Here is a 16,548-nt window from a genome sequence, read left to right on the forward strand (position 1 = left end):
GGCAGATGGCGTGTTGCATCCTGCCCCGAGGTCCTAGAGGCTTACATGAAAGTATGGTTTAAGCGGGGCTTATTCAGCCTCGTCGTTTTAGCTATTGTCACGGTGGTAGGCGGGGCGATTTTCCTGCTGACATTCAATCCCAATTCGTACAAACAGAAGCTGGCTGATATCGTCCAGCAAAAGTATCAACGTACGCTCAAGATTGACGGTGATATCGAACTTTCTTTATTTCCCCGCATCGGCCTGTCCGTGCAGGGGCTGTCCCTGTCTGACCGTAATTCGGACGATCCCTTCGCCTCTTTGGAAAGCGCCCGCTTTGCAGTGGCCCTTTGGCCTTTGATCAATAACCGTCTGGTGGTGGATCATGTCGCTGTTACGGGTTTCAAGGCCTGGATTGTGCGCGATGAAGAAGGCAAGTTGAATTTTGACGACCTGCTGCAAGCGCCACCGGCGGGTCCGCAATTACCTGTTGCCCGCTCCGGCGTGTCCTTGTTGCCTGCAGCTCAAGCTGCCGAGGCTCCACAGGAAAAACCCGTTGAGCCTGCACCTGAATCCTTGCCCGTCCCTGAATTGATTGCCAAGCGTTCCGGCAGCGAAACGGATTTCCAGATTGATATTGCGGGGCTGAGCCTGAAAGGTGGCGAGATCCATTACTTCAGCAAACGCAGCAATGTGATTGGTCGCCTGTTACAGCTGGAAGTCAATACGGGCCGCATGACCTTTGGGCAACCTTTTGATGTGGCTTTCAAGAGCCGCTTGTCGGGTGACTATCCGGTGGCAGATGGTGTGCTGGAAGGGCAGGGGCAGTTAAGCCTGGACCCTGCTTCCAAATCCTATGGCGCACAAAAACTGAATGTGAGCTTTGTGGGTGATCTGGACGAGCTGCAGGCTCAAAGCCTGACGCTTAAGGGTAATGTGGCTTACAAATCCGCCCAGCGTCAGTTCAGCGCCACCAATCTGGATACACAATTGCAAGGTCAGTGGCGGGGCGCTTACCCGGTCAGTGATCTGAGTGCATCATTGATCACCCCCAAGATGCAAATCGATAGCGTCAGCGATCTCGTGTCTTTTGAGAAGCTGGCTGTGCGAGTCCGTGGCAAGAACGAAGAGCAGGATCTGGATCTGGCCCTGGATGTGCCACGCATTCAGGTATCACCTGCCCAGGCTGAGGGCTCGCCTGTGGTTGCCAGCCTGAAAGTCAGCGGTCCCCGAGTGTTGGGCCTGGGTTTGACGCTGCAAGGTTTGTCCGGCAACAGCCAGGAACTGATCTTTGAGCAGGCCAAGCTGGATGGTGCGATTAAACAAGGCAGCCGTGTCGCCCAGTTGAAAGCAAGTTCCCCCTTGCAGTGGCAACCTTCTAATGAATGGCTGCGCTTGCCGGAGATTCAAGCCAATATTCGCGTTGAAGACCAAGCGGATGCAGGTAGTCGTTTTGAAATGCCAGTTACCGGTCAAGCCGACCTGAACAAAGGCAAGCAGGAATACAGTGCGCAGTTAAGCAGTAGCACCGATCAGGCTCAAGGCAGTCTTGACGTGACCTTGCAAGACAAAGGCAAGGGGCCGTTGCTTGATGCCGTGCTGAAAGCTGACAAACTTGACCTGGACGAGCTGCGTTCGATTTTCTGGGCGACGGCCCCTGAGGTGGTGCCCGCAACCGAGCCGGAGCCCCAGGAGCAGGCACCAGCAGCCGCAGCCGGGCAGGAGTCTGTTGCACAGGATGGTGAGCAAGCCGAGCCGCCTAAGGCCGAACCGGCAGATGCCCAGCCACCAGCAGAACAAGAGCCCGAAGTGACTTTGTCCTACGCATGGCTGGACAAGCTCAGTGTTGACCTGCGCTTTGAAATCGAAAAACTGCGCAGTCTGGGCGTGGTGATGGATCAGGTCAAGGCCCAGGTCAAGAACCAGGGCCAGTTGATTAATTTGTCACAGTTCACGGCACAGGCCTATGAAGGCCAGCTCCAGGCCAAGGCCAAGGTTGAGCCAGGCAAGCACTTTGAGCTGGGTTTGAAGCTGCAGCAAATGCAGGTCGGATCACTCTTGTTAGACGCTTTCGGCAATGATTATTTGGCAGGCAAGGGCAATGTGAGCCTGGATCTGAAGGCACAAGGTGCCACGCAACAAGAACGTCTGAATGCACTGCAGGGTGGCCTGACTGTTGATCTGCATGATGGCAGTTGGCGCAGCGTAGACCTGGACCAAAGTGTGCGTGATATTAACGAGGCCGTACGCAATGCTTTTAGCGGCCAGATCCCTTTGTTGCTGCCCGAGTCCGACCCCTTGCGTCGTACGGTGTTGAACCGCTTGCAAGGCAGTTTGGATATCAAGCAAGGGCAAGCCACTTTCCGCAATTTGCGTGCGACGACGCCAATTTTGACCGTAACCGCGGCCAAAGGTGGCAAGCTGGATCTGGTGTCGCAGCAAGCGGATGTGACCTTGCAGGTGCGCTTGAATCGTAACAATTTAGATGCCGAAGAGCGCAAGTCTTTCCAGGATCTGCGCAATGTGCTGATCCCTATCCATATCTCCGGCCCATGGACCGGGCTGTCCTACCAGATTCAGTGGAAGGATATTGCCAGCAACTCCATCAAGAATGCACTGCAAGGCGGCTTGCTGGATTTATTGAGTCAGCAGGCCTCGGAAGCTCAAGCAGAACCCAAGGCTGATGTGAAATCCGAGGTGGAACAGATCATCAAGAAAGAGCTGCAAGATAAGGTCCCGCAGACCGTCGGTGAGGCCATGAAGCAATGGTTCAAGCCATGAGCATGGGGGGCGCGGTGAATTTGCCTCTAAAGACGGTTTACCTGTTGCAAGGGGGGCCAGCCCTCAGTGGTGACAAGGCGCTGGCCTGCCAGGGACGTTGGGTGTTGGGGAACGATCAGGGGCAGGTTCTGACTGCTGACGCGTTGCCTGCTTTGGCTGGGTTAGGCATGGAGTTGCGTTTTGGTCAGTTGGTGCTGCGCGCTCCCGGCATGCTGCGTCTGGATATTGAGGTGGATGTCATCGAAGATGATCCTGATTCTTTTTCCCTGTGGCAGGAAAATGGTCAGACTGTGCAATTGGTGGACGAGGGGGATTTGCCGGCACAATGGTTCAGCCGTTACACAGGCCAGCCCTTGCGGTTGCTAAAGCGTTTGCCGCAGGCTGACTAAGTCTCCTGCGCTGCGACCCTACCTACCACAAGCCCTGCTTAGAGCAGGGCTTTTTTATTCTGCTTATGTCGTAGGTTCGGATTGCAGTCGGTGATAGCGGGCAAGCAGCGTTTCCTGGCTTTCCTGGTGTTGGGGGTGAACCTCGATGCATTCGACCGGGCACACCACCACGCATTGCGGCTCGTCAAAGTGACCGACGCATTCTGTGCACAGGTTAGGATTGATCTCGTAGATCTCTTCACCCATGTAAATAGCCAGATTGGGGCACTGCGGCTCACAAACGTCGCAGTTAATGCATTCTTCTGTAATGTGCAGTGCCATAGCGCAGTGTCCTGATAAGCGTGGTCCTTGGATTTGACCAGTCGGTCACCCTACAGTGTAGTACGGACCGTTGTACAGGGCGAGTTTAGCCGGCAGAAACCGCTTGTTGCTTGCGTTCCTGAGCTTTGGTTTGTAGCCAGCGTTCCACAGACGGGAACACAAATTTGCCCACGTCGCCGCCCAAAATGGCAATTTCGCGCACGATGGTGCCAGAGATGAACTGGTACTGATCCGAAGGAGTCATGAACATGGTCTCGACTTCGGGCAGCAGGTGACGGTTCATGCCCGCCATTTGAAATTCGTATTCAAAGTCGGACACGGCGCGCAGGCCACGTACGATAACGCGACCATTTTGTTCGCGTACAAAGTCCTTGAGCAGGCCGGAAAAGCTTTTCACTTCCACGTTCGGGTAGTGGCTGAGCACTTCGGAGGCGATCTCAACACGCTCTTCAACAGTGAAGAAAGGGCGCTTGTTCTGGCTGGAGGCCACACCAACCACGACGTGATCGAAAAGGTTGGCGGCTCGCCGGACCAAGTCTTCATGGCCTCGGGTCAGGGGGTCGAAGGTGCCGGGGTAAACAGCTGTGATCATGGTGCATCCGCGTAAGGGGTTCAAGTTGGCAGGTCAGAGTCCGGGGAGAGCGGTGCAGGCGTCCCGGAAAATTCGGCATTATTGACTGTTTTTTGCATCGCAGCAAATCGCAACAAATGATAATGTACCTGCCCTGCCTTATCCTGTCGTAGTATCCCGTATTGATCCGGGGCTTGTATAGGGGTTTCGGATTCAATGTAAACCAGTGCGTCCGGTGCCAGCACATTGGGCAGCAAAGGCCAGATACGTTCCATCCAGCCGTGCGCAAAGGGCGGGTCTATGAAGACCAGGTCGTAGCGCATCTGGCTGCGCTCCAGAATATGGAGAGCGTCGCCTGCGTGGATACGGACGTGTTCTGCCTTGAGCCTGGTGCGCAGGCTGCGCAAATTGCTAACAGCGGGCCCGTGGCGTTCCACCATTTGTACAAAGGCGACACCGCGTGAGGCCGCTTCAAAGCCTAAGGCCCCGCTGCCGGCAAACAGGTCCAGCACATTTTTATCACTGAATTGACCGCCCCAGAAGTGGTTAAGCCAGTTAAACAGTGTCTCGCGTACACGGTCCGGTGTGGGTCGCAGACCAGGTGCATCGACGACTGAAATCGGCGTGCGGCGGTAATCACCACCTACAATACGGACAGCATGTTTTCTCATGGGCACTTTGATCGGATAATGTGGTCATTCAACAGAATTTTCTAGTGTAAATCGTATGTTCAGTTTTTTTAAAAGAAAGAAGGCCAAGCCAGAGCCACAAGTCACTCAAACGGAGCTGACCGAGCCGCTTTCTCCTGCCCCGTCCGAGGTTGACGCGGCAGACGCATCCCCTGCGGTATCGCAAGAGCACAGTGCACCGGTTCAAACGCCGGTGACTCCGCCGGCGGTGGCTTTGGATCGCCAGCCAGCCAGCCAGGCTGAACATCGCGCTGCTCCGGAGTCTACGCCCACACGGTCAGAGGTGCCACAACCGGCCCCGGCCAGTATTCCTACACCAGAGCCTGCACGTGTCTACGAGCCGGAAGTACAGCCTGCACCTGAACCCGTTCGTACTCCTGAACCGGAAGTACAGCCTGTGCCGCAGCCAAGTCGTGCTCCGGAGCCCGAGGTCGAACCTGTGCCTGAACCCGAGGTGCAGCCGATTCCCGAGCCGGTGCCGCAGCCAGAACCTGAGGTACAGCCGACTCCCGAACCGGAACCAGAGATTGTTCCAGTTCCTGCTCCACCGCCTGAACCAGTACCTGCTCCGGCTCCAGAGCCAGAAGCCGCCGCGCCTGTGGTGAAAACCTCCTGGATGGCTCGCCTGAAGCAAGGCTTGTCTCGCACAGGCCAAAGCCTGAGCAGTCTGTTCGTCGGTGCCAAGGTCGATGAAACACTGTTCGAGGAACTGGAAGACGCCTTGCTCATGGCGGATGCCGGTGTGGAGGCGACCGAGAAACTGATTACCGCCTTGCGTGCCCGGGTTCGCAAGGAAAAAGTCAGCGATGCGGCCCAGGTCAAACAAATTCTGTGCGACATCCTGACCGATCACTTGAAGCCCTTGGAGAAATCCTTTCCTCTGGAATCGAGCAAACCGCTGGTGGTCATGATTGCCGGGGTGAACGGTGCAGGTAAAACCACGTCTATCGGTAAGTTAGCCCATACTTTCCAGGAGCAGGGGGCAAAGGTCTTGTTGGCTGCCGGTGATACGTTTCGCGCTGCCGCTCGTGAACAGTTGATTGAGTGGGGTTCGCGCAATAATGTCAGCGTTATTGCTCAAGATGGTGGCGACCCTGCCGCGGTGGCTTTTGATGCTGTACATGCAGGTCGTGCTCGCGATATGGGGGTGGTCATGGTCGATACCGCAGGCCGCTTGCCCACTCAACTGCACTTGATGGAAGAACTCAAGAAGATCAAGCGTGTCATCGGCAAGGCCGATGGTCAGGCTCCCCATGAAATTCTTTTGGTTGTGGACGGCAACACCGGCCAGAACGCCATTTCCCAGATTCGTGCCTTTGATGCGGCCTTGGGGCTGACTGGCCTGGTTGTCACCAAGCTGGACGGTACGGCCAAAGGCGGTACGCTGGCCGCCGTTGCTGCCTGTGCTCAGGGCGTGCGTCCTATTCCGGTGTACTGGATTGGTGTGGGCGAGGGCATGCAGGACCTGCAGGCCTTTGTGGCTCGTGAATTTGCATCGGCCTTGCTGGGCATGAACGCATCAGAATGAAACTACAAGGCCTGAGTCCGGTGCCATACCGAATTCAGGTCTTGACTACCTAATCTGTGACCGTCCAACTGATGGGGGAGCCGTTCATATCGCCGCTTTTTTATTTCTGGATCGTCGAAGAAAAAAGCGTCACGTAGTGGCAAGCAAAGGCACAGTGTGTGTGGGCTTTTAGTGTGTTTGGCGCTTAGCGTCGCAGAAGTTCTGTTTGCGGCTGATGCTGGTCCAGGGCGTTCAGGGCATGCTGTGCATGAGCCGCACGACCTTGGCGGGCGTGGGTCAGCCAGTCCCGTGCAAACTGCGCCTGCTCGGGGTTGGCCGCATGTTGGGCATACCAATCCAGTGCCACGTCTACATCAGTGACGGCACCAATCAAGGCCTGGCACTCGCGCAGCACTTTGTGCAACCCCTGTTTATCGGCTGCGCTGGGCAAAAACTCCAGGCAGTAACGCAGGCTCTTGATTCGGTTGCGCAGGCGGTGCTGCTTGTCCTGGCTGATCTGCGCAAAGCGTTGGCTGCGTAGTTGAATTGTCTGGAACCAGCGGCTGATACGCGCTTCGATCAAATACTCGGGCTGAGGCACACCGTGTAGTTCCAGCGTGGGGCCGCAGATCAGGCTTTGCAGGTTACTCAATAGCAAGGACTGGAATTCAGCGGCACTGGCCAGTTGCACCGGGTCGTGCTCCAGGTGGGCTGGCGTTGGCTCGGGGGCCGGACCGGGCATGCCCGCTTTCAGCAAAAGGGGGGTAATCTCCAGTTGAACCAGATCATGGTCGCGTGCCTGACCAAACAGGCCGAAATAATGCGTTAGACGAGTATTGGCATAGCCTTCGCTGGCCGATAGCCACATTTTGAACAACTTGCGGCAAGAGCGCAGGCGGCGCAGACCTACACGCATCAAGGCCAGATAGTCGGCCTGTCGGGAAGAGTCTGGACGTATGCCATCCACGCCTGCCAGCAAAGCCGCGTTACGAATGACCTGCTCCAGACTCATGGTGGCGCTCAGGCTGTAGAACTGTTCCAAGTCCTCTGTGTCGACAAAATGCGGTTTGGGTAAATCGTAGGCTTTGCGCGTCAAGGCGGCTGCCACTTTTTCTGGCGACAGATCCAGGTTTTCGGATTTCGCGCGGCGACGATCCACCAGACTGGCCAGCGCGTCGCCGCGTTCAGATTTACTGCGCATCTCCAGAATCAGGCCATGCTTGTACAGCCAGCGTTGGCCAACTTCAAACATGGTCAGGCTCTCGCCGCTGATCAGCTCAATTTCCAGCTCGTTCACCGGTAGTGTCAAACCATCGGATTCGATGTGGCCTACGTCGTAAGCCAGTTCCAGCGTTGACTGGCCTTGTTTGATCAGGGCCAGTTCGCGCTGGATTCGGGTTTGATAGCGGGCTTGAATCTGATCCGCGTAACGAGCCAACGGGGCCTGGGCAGGCGTGCCCTGGTACAGATTCAGGTCCAGTTCCGGGCCAGGGCGGGGGTGATTGATTTCTATGCGGGACAGGGTGTCAGGACCGGGCAGTTTGACGGTTTGAACCCACTGTTCGCCTTCTTTGCGCAGTCTTAGGGCGATACTCGAGCGCGCCAAATCGCGTTCGGGCGTGTCAAAGTAAATGGCATTTAACGTAATGCTCCCCGTGCGTACCGCGCCAAAGGCGGTCAGCAAACCGGGGCGGGCATTCTCGGGTACAAAAAATTTCAGTTCTTGTTCTAGCACAGCATCGCACTCGAGAAATCACCTGCAACAGGTGGGCGGATAAAACGATTATTTTGCATGTAAACCCGTCAAACTTGAAGTAGCGACACCCCTATAAGTGTGTGCAGTCATGTCAAGTTTGATAAAGGTGGGGTGCCCAGTGGTTCGCGCCAGCCCAATTGATGCGAAATACTGTTGGCGCATTGTCGCAATTGGGCCAGGATGGGGCTGTCGATACTGGCATCAAACAATGTGCTGGGGCCCAGGCTGGTCAGGGCCAGCACAATCTGGCCGGAGTGATCAAACACGGGGACGGACAGGGCATCAATACCGGGCAAGGGGTTGCCCAGTGCCTGTGCCACGCCTTGCTCACGGATTTTTTCCAGCATGGCCGCCAGCTCTTTGGGGCTGGGACGCAACGGGCTGATACTGGTGACAACAGCGCTGTCGCCCGCTTCACGTTCAATATAGTGGCGGGCCACTTCCGGGGGCAGCCAGGCGGCAAAGACGTGGCCGGTGGCCGTATGCAACATGGACATCACCGTGCCGCAGCGCATGTTCACGTGGACCGGGTAGCTGGCTTCGCTGATATGAACCATGGTGGGGCCGTGTGAGCCCAGCACCGCCAAACCCAGGGTATGCCCAATGCGCGAGGCCCAGGCTTGAACCAGAGGCAGGGCGATCTTGACCGGGTTCTGGCTTTGCAGGCTGACCAGACCCATCTGCAAGGCAAAAGGTCCCAGCTCGTACAGTCCGGTCGTGGGCGCCTGCTGAACCAGTCCTACATTGGTAAAGCTGACCAGATAAGGGTGGGCCTTGGCCGAACTCATTCCCGCTTGAGTGGCCAGGTCACGCAACATCATGGGCTGTCCGCTGTCCACCAGTACTTTCAACAGGCCAAAACCTGTTTCAATGGATTGGATACGACGACGTTTTTCGTCCAGCGCAGGCAAAATGGGGTCGGTCATAGAGGTTGGGGGCGGTTTGGTATGGTCTTCAAGTGTACCGACTAATGAAGCTGCCCGCCGTGGCCTGGGTGTCGTAAAATGGCCTTAATTATTATCTGTCTGAGCAAAGAGCACGATGAATCAAGAAATTCAGTCCGACGCTGGTCAACTGGGCGCCAGTCCAATCGCTCCCGTTCCAGAGATTGTGGAAGAGCTGCGCGCAGGGCGCATGGTTATTCTGGTTGATGAAGAGGACCGTGAAAACGAAGGTGACCTGGTCATGGCCGCCGAGTTCGTGAATGCCGAAGCGATCAACTTCATGGTGACGCATGGTCGTGGCTTGGTTTGCCTGACCCTGACCGAAGAGCGTTGCCGCCAACTGGATCTGCCTTTGATGGCCACCCGCAACGGCACGCGTTTTGGCACCAACTTTACGGTATCGATTGAAGCGGCGGAAGGTGTGGAAACCGGTATTTCCGCTGCTGACCGTGCCCGCACCGTGCAAGCGGCTGTGGCCCGTGATGCCCGCCCAATTGATCTGGTGCAGCCCGGTCACATTTTTCCGTTGAAGGCAGCCAAAGGTGGCGTGCTGGTGCGTGCCGGTCATACCGAAGCGGGCTGTGACTTGACGGCGATGGCGGGTTTGACGCCGGCTGCTGTCATTTGCGAAGTGCTCAATCCTGACGGCACCATGGCGCGCTTGCCGGATTTGCTGGTCTTTGCTCGTGAACATGGCATCAAGGTTGGCACGATTGCGGATCTGATCCAGTACCGTAGCGAGCACGAGTCCATGATCGAGCGTTTGCACAAGAAACCCGTCAAGACTCCTTATGGCGATTTTGAGTGCCACGCCTACCGGGACCTGTCTTCCGGTGGTTTGCATCTGGCGCTGGTGCACGGTGAAATCAGCCCCGAAGTGGAAACTCTGGTCCGTGTGCATGAACCGACTACTGTGCTCGATGTCTTGATTGAGGGCGATGTGGGCCACAGCTGGACCCTGCCCACTGCGCTGCGTACCGTGGCCAAATCCGACAGCGGTGTGGTGTTGTTGATGAATTGCCAGAACTCCGAGGAAGAGAGTTTTGAGCAGATCCAGGCTTGGGGGGCAGACAGTCCAGCCCAGGCGCCACGCGGTCGTCCTAGCCGCAACGATCTGCGCACCTACGGAATTGGTGCACAAATTTTGCGTGACCTCAATGTCGGCAAGGCCCGTTTGATGTCACGACCACGTAAAATGCCAAGCATGGCCGGGTTTGCATTGACCGTGACGGGTTACCATAGCGAACCAGATTCTCAATCCTAAGCGGAGCTTCCAACATGAATCCTTACATTGTTACCCCTGACCTGAATGGGGAAGGTCTGCACATTGGTATTGTGCGTGCACGTTTCAACGAGTCTATCGGTCTGGCCGAGTTGGAAGCCTGCCTCAAAGAGCTGGAAGCGTTGGGCGTGGACGAGCGCGATGTGACCGTTCTGTCCGTACCTGGCGCACTGGAATTGGGTATTACTCTGGGTCAGATGGCCGAAACCGGCGAGTTTGATGCCCTGATCGCTCTGGGCGCTGTTATCCGCGGCGACACCTACCACTTTGAAGTGGTCAGCAATGAGAGTGCGTCGGCCATTACTCAAGTCTCGCTGGCAACCGGCATTCCTGTTGCCAACGGTGTACTGACCACCAACACAGATGAACAAGCCGAAGTTCGTGCTGCTGAAAAAGGTCGCGATTGCGCCCGTACAGCGGTCGAGCTGGGCAATCTTATCGCTGTCCTCGAACCCGAGCTGGACGACGATGAGGACGAAGATTACGAGGACGAAGATCTTGACGACGACAAATAAAGTCCCGGCCAGCAAGGCCAACGGACGATCCGCGCGCCGCCGCTCGCGCGAATTTGCCCTGCAGGGCATTTACTCCTGGCTTTTGCGAGGCTCTGATGGCTTGCAGGAGGCCACCTCCATCGACGCTCATATTCGGGGCGACGAGGAGTTTGGTGAAGCCGATGCCGCTTGGTTCAAAACCTTGCTGTTTGGCGTCATGCGCGAAGCCCCCGTGCTGCGCGAACGCTTTTTGCCTTATGTTGACCGCCCTTTGGAAGAGCTCTCTCCCATCGAACACGGCATCTTGCTGATTGGCAGCTACGAACTGGTGCATCACGTTGAAGTGCCTTACCGCGTTGCCATTAACGAAGCCGTCGAACTGGCCAAGTCCTTTGGCGGTACGGACGGTTTCAAATTCGTGAACGGCGTGCTGGACAAACTGGCCGCCGACGTACGCGCACCGGAAGTTGCCAAGCAGGCCCGCCGCTAAAACGGGGCGTGCCGTGCTGAACGAGTTCGGTCTTATCCAGCAATATTTCAATCGTCCTACTCCCGAAGGTTATTTGGGAGTAGGTGACGATTGTGCCCTTTTTACCCCAGCACCCGGCTGGCAACTGGCCAGCAGCGTGGATCTTTTGATCGAAGGGCAACATTTCTTTCCCGACGTAGACCCGTTTCTTTTGGGGCATAAGGCGCTGGCCGTGAATCTGTCGGACCTGGGCGCCATGGGGGCCAAACCACGAGCCTGCCTTCTGGCTTTATCCATGCCCGAAGTCCGGCCCGAATGGCTGGCCGCATTCTCCAACGGTTTGTTCCAACTGGCCGATCAGGCGCAATGCCCCTTGATTGGCGGTGATACCACGCGCAGCAAACAAGGGGTGGTTATCAGCATTACGGTGCTGGGTGAAGTGCCGGCGGGGCAGGCTTTGCAACGCAGTGCAGCCCAGCCTGGTGACGATATCTGGTTGACGGGTACCCTGGGGGCGGCAGACATTGCCTTGCGGCTTCTGCAAGGTCGTCTGGCTGCGGATCCGGATCGACTGGCTGCCAGCCGCCCAGCCCTGGAACAGCCCTGGCCGCCTTACCGCCTGGGCCATGCTCTGGCCGGTTTGGCGCATGCTGCCATTGATGTATCTGATGGTCTGGTCCAGGATCTGGGCCATATCGCCAAAGCCAGCCAATGTGCAGCCCATCTGGATTGGGATGCCTTGCCGCTGGACTCTTCCCTGAAAGGCTTGCCTGCCGACTTGCAACGTGAGGCGGCTCTGGTGGGAGGCGACGTTTTTCAACTGTGTTTCACCGCAGATCCCCTGCATCGCGAGTCTATCTTGACGCTGGCTCAGCGCGAAGGTGTGCAGCTCAGCCGTATCGGCTCCATGCATGCCGGTAGCGGGGTGCATGTGCGTGATCAACAGGGACTGCATCCTGCCCCTGCCCAGGGCGGTTTCGATCATTTTGGTGGCTGAGTCTGTGTCATGAGCACATTTCCTGATCCTTCCTTGAATCCCATTCAACGTCCTACCCTGGATTGGGTGGTGAAAAAGCCTTGGCGCTTGATTGCCTTTGGTGGCGGTACCGGCGTATTGCGTCCGGGGCCGGGCACCTGGGGCACGGTGCTGGCCTGGGTCTTGTGGGTCTTGGGTTTGCATGTGCTGACCGACACGCAAATGGCCATTTTCTTGCCGATCACCTTTTTTATAGGCTGTTGGGCTTGTCACCGCACAGGCTATGATCTTGGCGTGTCCGATCACAGCGGCATGAACTGGGACGAGATGGTCGCTTTCTGGTTGGTGCTGTGGCTGATTCCTCAGACCTGGCTGGCGCAAGGCATCGCATTCGTTTTATTTCGTTTCTTTGATATTCTCAAACCACCGCCGATCCGCTATTTTGATCGTCGTCTGCATAATGGTTTCGGTGTTATGTGGGACGATCTCCTGGCGGCAGGCTATACCTTGTTGCTGATGGCTGTCTTGGTACGTTTTGGAGTGTTCTCATGAGCGATTACGAGCACGGCAATGCCGCCCTGGCCCTGGGGCGAGCCCTTAAAGATCGCGGCTGGATGGTCGCCTGCGCCGAGTCATGTACCGGTGGCCTACTGGCTGCTGCCTTGACGGACCTGCCCGGTTCCAGCGCCTGGTTCGAGCGCGGTCTGGTCACCTACAGCAACAAGGCCAAGGTTCAGGAGTTGGGCGTAAACCAGGACACCCTGGATCGTTTTGGCGCAGTCAGCGAAGAAACTGCGATGGAAATGGCGGCGGGTGCGCTGGAAGCTACCGCAGATGCGGAGCTGGCTATTTCCACGACCGGCATTGCCGGCCCGGACGGAGCCACCGCAGGCAAGCCGGTCGGTCTGGTGTGCTTTGGTTTTGCGCAGCGCCGTGGTGATGGTATTGTGACCCGCGCCTCTGCCCGTATCTTTGACGGTGATCGTGCTCAAATTCGTCAGCAGGCCGTGGAGTACGCCTTGACCAGTGCGCTGACCATGCTCAATCCGGCCTGATTTTAGGCCGGTAACATCAAACCCAACTGCCGTGCGCTCGAACGCAGTTCGGGCAGGCAGCGCCGGATCAACTGTTCTTCCGTGTCCTGCCAGTCTTTGATGCTGATGCTCATCCCCGCGACCACGCGCCCGCTGGCACTACGCACGGGGACGCCAATTGCCGTCAAGCCCAGCTCCAACTCTTCCTTGATCAAGGAATAATCCTTTTCCTGCACCTGTTTCAATTCGCGCAGCAAGGCCTCGCGGGTATGAGCGGTGTATTGCGTCATGATTTTGAAGGGAGCCAGTTCCAGATACGCGTCCAGCCTGTTTTGCGGCAACTGCGACAGCAACATCCGTCCGATCGAGGTGCAGTGAGCAGGCAAACGGCTTCCCAAGCCCAAGGACACGGTCAGAACGCGTTGCCGTTGTGCGCGTGCCAGATACAGAATCTCGTCTCCGTCCAGCAAGGCCAGTGCACAGGTTTCACCGACGCGGTCACTTAAATCGTCCAGTATGGGTTGCGCCAGACTGACGATGGAGGTCGAGGAAAAATAGGCATGGCCCAGTTGCAAGATTGCCGGACGCAGTTTCCAGAATGCGCCTTCCTGCTCCGCATAACCCAGGGCTTGCAGGGTGTAGAGGCAGCGTTGCACCACTGCGCGCGCCAGGCCGGTTTTCAGGGCAATTTCTGCCGCCCGCAAAGGCCGCCTTCTGTCTGAAAAAGCCGTAATCACTTGCAGGCCACGGGCAAGCGATTGCATATAGTCCGGGTCGCCTTTGTAGTGGTCGGCGGTGGGAGCTGTTTCTTTGTTGATGGTCATTGCTTGGCAGGGGAGCAAGATTCAGTTTTGTTCGATTAGCGAACTGAATGGGATTTGCAAGAATTATCGATGATAAATTGTAAAAAAAACAAGACTTAGCAATTAAATAATCAAGTTCGATTATCGAACAAAATAAGTTTGGAGTGATTCATGAATAAAGTCCTAGCCCGTAAAGTGGCTCCTTTGCTGACCGGCATGGGTTTGTTGTTTTGTTCTCTGGGAGTGCAGGCCGCATACCCGGACAAACCGATTCGTCTGGTCGTGCCCTTTACGCCAGGTGGTGTGACGGATGTGATTGCCCGAGGCGTTGCCAAGGAAATGTCCAAAGATCTGGGCCAGACTATTGTTGTGGAGAACAAGCCCGGTGCCAGTGGCATTATTGCGACGGACTTCGTCGCAAAATCCGCCCCGGATGGTTACACCGTCTTGCTGGCCGCTGTCGGTCAGGCCGTGGTGAATAATCACCTATACGAGAAACTGCCTTACGACCCGGCGCAGGACCTGACGGCAGTATCCCTGGTGGCCGAAGGACAGAATGTGCTGGTGGTCAATGCCCAGCAAAGCCCCTTTAAGACAGGTGAGGAGCTGATTAGCTACGCTCGTTCCAAGCCCGAAGAGCTGACTTACGCCTCCTTTGGTAATGGCTCTTCCTCGCACCTGTCGGCAGCGGCCTTTACCACGATGGCCAATATCGATGTTATCCATGCCCCTTACCGCGGCAGCGCACCTGCCATGACCGATTTGCTGGGTGGTCATATCTCTTTCATGTTCGATAGCATGGGCACGGCGATGACACATATCAAGGCCAATACGGTGCGCCCCTTGGCCGTGTCCGGCCCGGAGCGTTCTTCCTTGTTGCCAGAGGTGCCCACCTTTGCCGAGCTGGGTCTGAATCAGGGCTATAACGTGACGGCCTGGTTTGGTTTCCATGTCAGCAGTGGCACGCCTCCTGAAATCGTCGAACGCCTGAGCCAGTCCATGAGAACGGTCAGCGAGAACACCGAGTTTGTTGAAACCTTCCGTCGTCAGGGCGTGGATATCATTTCCTCTACCCCTGCCGAGTATGTCGAGTTCCTGCGTCAAGAAGACGAGAAGTTGGGCAGCCTGATCAAGCAGGCCAATATCACGCTGGACTAATCGTCTTTGAATGGAGCACTGTAACGTGAGCGATCAGCACGTCTCGCAGGCGACGCGTCCTGCCCCTTTGGATGGCATCCGGGTTCTGGATCTGACACGCATTCTGGCTGGCCCATGGTGCACACAGAACCTGGCCGATCTGGGGGCGAATGTCTACAAGATAGAGCGGCCAGAAACCGGCGACGATACCCGCGCCTGGGGCCCGCCCTTCTTGCAGACACCTGAAAAAGAAGATACGGCGGAAGCGGCCTATTATCTGTCGGCCAATCGTAACAAGCAGTCGATCAGCCTGGACATTGCCAGCCCGGAAGGGGCGGATGTGGTGCGTGCCATGGCACGGGAATGCGACATCCTGGTCGAGAACTTCAAGGTGGGTGGCCTGGCCAAGTACGGCCTGGACTACGCCAGCCTGAAAGAGATCAACCCTCGTCTGATTTATTGCTCGATTACCGGCTTTGGCCAGACAGGCCCTTATGCCGAGCGTCCGGGTTATGACTTCATGATCCAGGCCATGGGCGGCATGATGAGTCTGACGGGCGAGCGTGACGACAAGCCCGGCGGTGGCCCCCAGAAAGCGGGGGTGGCGGTGGCGGATTTGATGACGGGCATGTATGCCACCAGCAGTATTCTGGCGGCCTTGTTTGAACGCTCACGCAGTGGCTTGGGGCAGCATCTCGACATTGCCTTGCTGGATTGTCAGGTTGCCATGCTGGCGAACCAGAACATGAACTATCTGGTCAGTGGTCAGGCGCCCAAGCGGGCGGGCAATGCGCATCAGAATCTGGTGCCGTATCAGGTGTTTCCGACGGAAGATGGTCACATCATTGTGGCAATTGGCAATAATCGTCAGTTCGCGGCTTACTGTGAGGCGATTGGTCATCCGGAGGTTGTTGAGGATCCGCGTTTTACCATTAACAGTCAGCGGGTCAGGCACCGGGACGAGTTGGAGCAGATTCTGAGTGCGGCGATGCAAAAACAGCCTAGTGCCTATTGGCTGGAAACTTTGGACAAGATTGGTGTGCCAGCCGGGCCTATCAATGATCTGCATGGGGTGTTCTCGCACCCGCAGGTTCAGGCCCGGAATATGCGTATCGAGCTGGCTCACAGCCAGGCTGGTAAGGTCAGCATGACAGCCAGTCCCATGCGTTTTTCAGATAGCCCGGTGTCCTACCGCATGGCTCCGCCGCAGTTGGGCGAGCATACCGAGCAGGCTCTGGAGAGTGTGCTGGGGGTCGATTGCCCGGAGCTGCAGCAGTGGCGTAACCGGAGCCAGGCTTGAGAGCTAGGATTGAAAACCACAGCCAAACTCAAACCAGAATTTGAACCAGCGCCGGCGTCGAAGCACAGGCCTGGTTTAGTGTTTGGGCTTGCGGCGGGGCCAGTGCCGGATTGACA

The 16,548-nt window shown here is 56.8% G+C and carries 17 protein-coding genes; 11 read left to right on the forward strand and 6 right to left on the reverse strand.

What is annotated here, in order from left to right:
* Positions 1–45 precede the first annotated feature (45 nt).
* Both ACDI13_RS13950 and ACDI13_RS13955 read left to right on the forward strand, forming a co-directional pair.
* Positions 46–2,760: an AsmA family protein gene (locus ACDI13_RS13950; protein ID WP_316991179.1), complete on the forward strand. Its 2,715-nt coding sequence runs from the start codon at positions 46–48 to the stop codon at positions 2,758–2,760.
* A gap of 14 nt (positions 2,761–2,774) precedes the next feature.
* Positions 2,775–3,149 (forward strand): MOSC N-terminal beta barrel domain-containing protein, encoded by a 375-nt coding sequence (locus ACDI13_RS13955; RefSeq protein ID WP_372372487.1) that lies wholly within the window; start codon positions 2,775–2,777, stop codon positions 3,147–3,149.
* A gap of 63 nt (positions 3,150–3,212) precedes the next feature.
* On the opposite strand, the gene ACDI13_RS13960 is transcribed toward ACDI13_RS13955, so the two are convergent.
* The 3 genes from ACDI13_RS13960 to rsmD form a co-directional block, all read right to left on the reverse strand.
* On the reverse strand, positions 3,213–3,470 hold the full coding sequence (locus ACDI13_RS13960; protein ID WP_009454772.1) for a YfhL family 4Fe-4S dicluster ferredoxin: 258 nt from the start codon (positions 3,468–3,470) through the stop codon (positions 3,213–3,215).
* Positions 3,471–3,555: 85 nt separating this feature from the next.
* Positions 3,556–4,062, reverse strand: coding sequence for a pantetheine-phosphate adenylyltransferase (gene coaD, locus ACDI13_RS13965; protein ID WP_045931252.1), 507 nt, complete (start codon positions 4,060–4,062; stop codon positions 3,556–3,558).
* A 20-nt stretch (positions 4,063–4,082) separates the two neighbouring features.
* Entirely contained in the window at positions 4,083–4,712 is a 630-nt protein-coding gene (rsmD, locus tag ACDI13_RS13970; RefSeq protein WP_316991181.1) for a 16S rRNA (guanine(966)-N(2))-methyltransferase RsmD, read from the reverse strand.
* A gap of 457 nt (positions 4,713–5,169) precedes the next feature.
* Between rsmD and ftsY the strand changes: the two genes are divergently transcribed.
* Complete coding sequence (gene ftsY, locus ACDI13_RS13975; RefSeq protein ID WP_372373131.1) at positions 5,170–6,258, forward strand: signal recognition particle-docking protein FtsY; 1,089 nt, start codon at positions 5,170–5,172, stop codon at positions 6,256–6,258.
* A gap of 184 nt (positions 6,259–6,442) precedes the next feature.
* Here the strand turns inward: ftsY and ACDI13_RS13980 are convergent, their stop codons facing one another.
* Together ACDI13_RS13980 and ACDI13_RS13985 are read right to left on the reverse strand one after the other, a co-directional pair.
* Entirely contained in the window at positions 6,443–7,972 is a 1,530-nt protein-coding gene (locus ACDI13_RS13980; protein ID WP_316991182.1) for a CYTH and CHAD domain-containing protein, read from the reverse strand.
* Between the two features lie 107 nt (positions 7,973–8,079).
* Positions 8,080–8,919 (reverse strand): IclR family transcriptional regulator, encoded by an 840-nt coding sequence (locus ACDI13_RS13985; RefSeq protein ID WP_316991183.1) that lies wholly within the window; start codon positions 8,917–8,919, stop codon positions 8,080–8,082.
* A 115-nt stretch (positions 8,920–9,034) separates the two neighbouring features.
* Between ACDI13_RS13985 and ribBA the strand changes: the two genes are divergently transcribed.
* From ribBA to ACDI13_RS14015, 6 genes are read left to right on the forward strand one after another with little or no spacing between them, the layout of a single operon-like run.
* Positions 9,035–10,201, forward strand: coding sequence for a bifunctional 3,4-dihydroxy-2-butanone-4-phosphate synthase/GTP cyclohydrolase II (ribBA, locus tag ACDI13_RS13990; RefSeq protein ID WP_316991184.1), 1,167 nt, complete (start codon positions 9,035–9,037; stop codon positions 10,199–10,201).
* Between the two features lie 14 nt (positions 10,202–10,215).
* Positions 10,216–10,734, forward strand: coding sequence for a 6,7-dimethyl-8-ribityllumazine synthase (gene ribH, locus ACDI13_RS13995; RefSeq protein ID WP_094197594.1), 519 nt, complete (start codon positions 10,216–10,218; stop codon positions 10,732–10,734).
* Positions 10,688–11,203, forward strand: coding sequence for a transcription antitermination factor NusB (nusB, locus tag ACDI13_RS14000; protein WP_045931247.1), 516 nt, complete (start codon positions 10,688–10,690; stop codon positions 11,201–11,203). The genes ribH and nusB overlap by 47 nt, the downstream gene beginning before the upstream one ends.
* Positions 11,204–11,216: 13 nt before the next feature.
* Positions 11,217–12,179 (forward strand): thiamine-phosphate kinase, encoded by a 963-nt coding sequence (gene thiL, locus ACDI13_RS14005; RefSeq protein WP_316991138.1) that lies wholly within the window; start codon positions 11,217–11,219, stop codon positions 12,177–12,179.
* 9 nt (positions 12,180–12,188) lie between these two features.
* Complete coding sequence (locus ACDI13_RS14010) at positions 12,189–12,710, forward strand: phosphatidylglycerophosphatase A (RefSeq protein ID WP_316991137.1); 522 nt, start codon at positions 12,189–12,191, stop codon at positions 12,708–12,710.
* Positions 12,707–13,213 (forward strand): CinA family protein, encoded by a 507-nt coding sequence (locus tag ACDI13_RS14015; protein ID WP_045931245.1) that lies wholly within the window; start codon positions 12,707–12,709, stop codon positions 13,211–13,213. The genes ACDI13_RS14010 and ACDI13_RS14015 overlap by 4 nt, the downstream gene beginning before the upstream one ends.
* 2 nt (positions 13,214–13,215) lie before the next feature.
* Here the strand turns inward: ACDI13_RS14015 and ACDI13_RS14020 are convergent, their stop codons facing one another.
* Entirely contained in the window at positions 13,216–14,016 is an 801-nt protein-coding gene (locus ACDI13_RS14020) for an IclR family transcriptional regulator C-terminal domain-containing protein (RefSeq protein WP_316991136.1), read from the reverse strand.
* Positions 14,017–14,166: 150 nt separating this feature from the next.
* On the opposite strand from ACDI13_RS14020, the gene ACDI13_RS14025 reads away from it, so the two are divergent.
* Together ACDI13_RS14025 and ACDI13_RS14030 are read left to right on the forward strand one after the other, a co-directional pair.
* Positions 14,167–15,153 carry a tripartite tricarboxylate transporter substrate binding protein gene (locus ACDI13_RS14025; protein ID WP_316991135.1) on the forward strand — a complete coding sequence of 329 codons (987 nt, stop codon included), beginning with the start codon at positions 14,167–14,169 and terminating at the stop codon, positions 15,151–15,153.
* A gap of 10 nt (positions 15,154–15,163) precedes the next feature.
* A complete protein-coding gene (locus ACDI13_RS14030) occupies positions 15,164–16,432 on the forward strand; it encodes a CaiB/BaiF CoA transferase family protein (protein WP_372372488.1) in 1,269 nt (422 codons plus the stop codon).
* Positions 16,433–16,548 lie beyond the last annotated feature (116 nt).

Origin of the sequence: Alcaligenes faecalis (assembly GCF_041521385.1) — a bacterium.
In the GTDB taxonomy this organism is placed as follows: domain Bacteria; phylum Pseudomonadota; class Gammaproteobacteria; order Burkholderiales; family Burkholderiaceae_B; genus Alcaligenes; species Alcaligenes faecalis_E.